Genomic DNA, 2,309 nt, shown 5'->3' on the forward strand with positions numbered 1-2,309 from the left:
AGGTATCTCCGGTAACGGTCTCAGCAAATAATACGGTTAGTGGTGGCATTACATGGCATTACTTCAGCGCTGAAGCGCAGGCCGATGATGCTAATAATAAGGTAAAACTGAAGAAAACTTTATTTAATTATGATCAACAGAAGAATGCCTGGGGGCCACTTTCAGATAAAACTGTTTTAAAAATAGGCGAAAAGATAAAAATTGTGTTAACGGTAGAAACAACGGTAAGCTTACGTTTTGTACAACTTGAAGATAAACGTGCAGGTGTATTCGAACCTTTGGACGGCAGTAGTGGTCAACAATACCAGGACGGTACATATTATTACAGGTCTGTAAGAGATGCTGGTCAGCAGCTATTTATAGATTTACTGCCCTCAGGCAAAACTGAATTTAACTATGAAGTGACTGTTACGCAAGAAGGAACTTTTAAAAACGGAGCAGCTATGCTTCAATGTCTTTATAATCCGGGGGTAACAGCTTACAGTAATGCAATGACAATTATTTCCAAACCCTAATACACACTATGGCATCAGATCAGAAATTTGTTGATTTTATTGTTGATCAAATACAAGGAGCGGGAACGATCAGCAGCAAGAAAATGTTTGGAGAGTACGGCCTTTATGCAGACCAAAAGATCTTTGCTTTGGTTTGTGACAACAAGCTGTTTATTAAAGCCACAGAAGCTGGAAAGCAGTTTATAAGAAGCGTGGTAGAGGCTTCTCCGTATCCTGGAGCAAAACCTAGCTTTCTGATCGAAGAACAAATTGAAGACCGGGAATGGATTAGTGAGTTGGTAAGGATTACAGCGGCAGCACTTCCAGAACCTAAGCCTAAAAAGCCCAGGAGTAAAAAGAACTAAGTAATTGATAATATTGCTATTTTACAATCATCAAATCATACCGCTCTACCATGTACTTTAAAACCGTTCATTTTCCATCAAACCTAAATCACGCTCAAGTAGAAACTGCCCTAAGGAAGGCATCCATGAAAGAAACCATGTCTCTTGATTTTAAATTTAAGAGTGTCGACATCGGTACCGACAAGATATTTTGGGGACTTGAAGACAAAAAGGATTTAAAATTTACCAGAATCAAAACATCCTTTGAGTTCTTTCTGCCTAAACTTATTATTAGCCTTTCAAAAGATCCTTATGTAAATCATTACAGAATTAGACCTGGTGCACTACCAATTGCAATCATTGGCCTGCTGGCATTTGGAACCTTTATTGGTCTCATCGGAATACTAAGAGGCAAAACTAATATTGAATCATTTATACCTTTCATATTGATGATTACTATTTATGTATTAATATTTCTATTTGAGCTCAAACTAACTACTTCCAGAGTAGTAAAGGCATTAAATCAGATATAATATATTTTAAACGCTGCCCGCCGCAATTGGACAGCGTTTAAATACTATTTCAGCGAATGAAAACCAATCTGGTTGCCTTCAGTATCTTCAGCGACACCACAGAAACCATATTCTCCAAGGGACATTTTTTCGGCAATCACCTTACCTCCTGCTGCTGTCACTCTTGAAAGCTCAACTGCACAGTCATCGGCATAAAAATACACCATTGTACCTCCTACTCCCGGTTTTCCCATTTCAGATTTACACAATGTGCCACTACTGCCCGGTCCCATCATATCTGCGGGGAATGCGAGCATCTCAAAGTAATTAGGATCGTCTTTCTCTACTTTCATATTATCAGGAGGTGCCATTTCAGATAGTTGAATCTGCAATACCTCCTCATAGAATTTCTTAGCTCTGGCCAGATCGTTTACACTGATTTCGGTCCAGACAAATGGGTTTTTAACTGTCATGATTCTAAGTTTTATAATGGGTTATTTCCATTAACACTAAGATCCTAAAATATAGCTACTAAGATGAGGGGCAACTATGACAAATGAGCGGGTAAATTGTGTCAATATCTGAATCTGTCCTATATGCGTCTTACTCATACCAGACAATAATTTCACCAATTTCTTTTGCTCTATAACATTGCGCTATTAAGGAAGCCACCTCTTCTTTGCTTAGACGACTTCCGCGACCCCAATTTAAAAGAATTAGGTCTCTAAGGTTTGGATTTTCTACCTGCATTTTCCTATGCATTGACTTTATTAAGCACATTATGAACATTATCATTGAGGTTAGATTTAGGTAAATTCTACTTATCTATTTCCCCAGTTCACAAAAAATCTAAAAGATCCTTTCATTTAAGTAGACATATCAAAACTTAGAATAAGTATTCGTATTTCCTTTACTTTCATGTTTCTTGATCACAATAATATCAGTCATCCTCTTTAAAG

Annotated in this window: 4 protein-coding genes; 3 read left to right on the plus strand and 1 reads right to left on the minus strand. The window is 37.5% G+C overall.

The genetic code is table 11. From position 1 onward, the window contains the following. The 3 genes from AC1DG9_RS26145 to AC1DG9_RS26155 all read left to right on the plus strand — a co-directional run. The coding region (locus AC1DG9_RS26145) for an alpha-2-macroglobulin family protein (RefSeq protein WP_477635580.1) at nucleotides 1-515 on the plus strand (515 nt) is incomplete at its 5' end. 8 nt (nucleotides 516-523) lie between these two features. After that, entirely contained in the window at nucleotides 524-859 is a 336-nt protein-coding gene (locus AC1DG9_RS26150) for a TfoX/Sxy family protein (protein ID WP_337715928.1), read from the plus strand. Nucleotides 860-909: 50 nt separating this feature from the next. Further along, nucleotides 910-1,371 carry a hypothetical protein gene (locus AC1DG9_RS26155; RefSeq protein WP_337715926.1) on the plus strand — a complete coding sequence of 154 codons (462 nt, stop codon included), beginning with the start codon at nucleotides 910-912 and terminating at the stop codon, nucleotides 1,369-1,371. A gap of 44 nt (nucleotides 1,372-1,415) precedes the next feature. Here AC1DG9_RS26155 and AC1DG9_RS26160 read toward each other — a convergent pair whose 3' ends face one another. Further along, complete coding sequence (locus AC1DG9_RS26160; RefSeq protein WP_337715924.1) at nucleotides 1,416-1,823, minus strand: VOC family protein; 408 nt, start codon at nucleotides 1,821-1,823, stop codon at nucleotides 1,416-1,418. Between the last annotated feature and the right edge of the window lie 486 nt (nucleotides 1,824-2,309).

This window comes from Pedobacter sp. 05L430 (assembly GCF_056397585.1).

Excerpts from the sequence above, each read along its gene's own strand:
- AC1DG9_RS26150 (WP_337715928.1), top strand. The coding sequence starts at position 524 with ATGGCATCAGATCAGAAATTTGTTGATTTTATTGTTGATCAAATACAA.
- AC1DG9_RS26155 (WP_337715926.1), top strand. The coding sequence starts at position 910 with ATGTACTTTAAAACCGTTCATTTTCCATCAAACCTAAATCACGCTCAA.
- AC1DG9_RS26160 (WP_337715924.1), bottom strand. The coding sequence starts at position 1,823 with ATGACAGTTAAAAACCCATTTGTCTGGACCGAAATCAGTGTAAACGAT.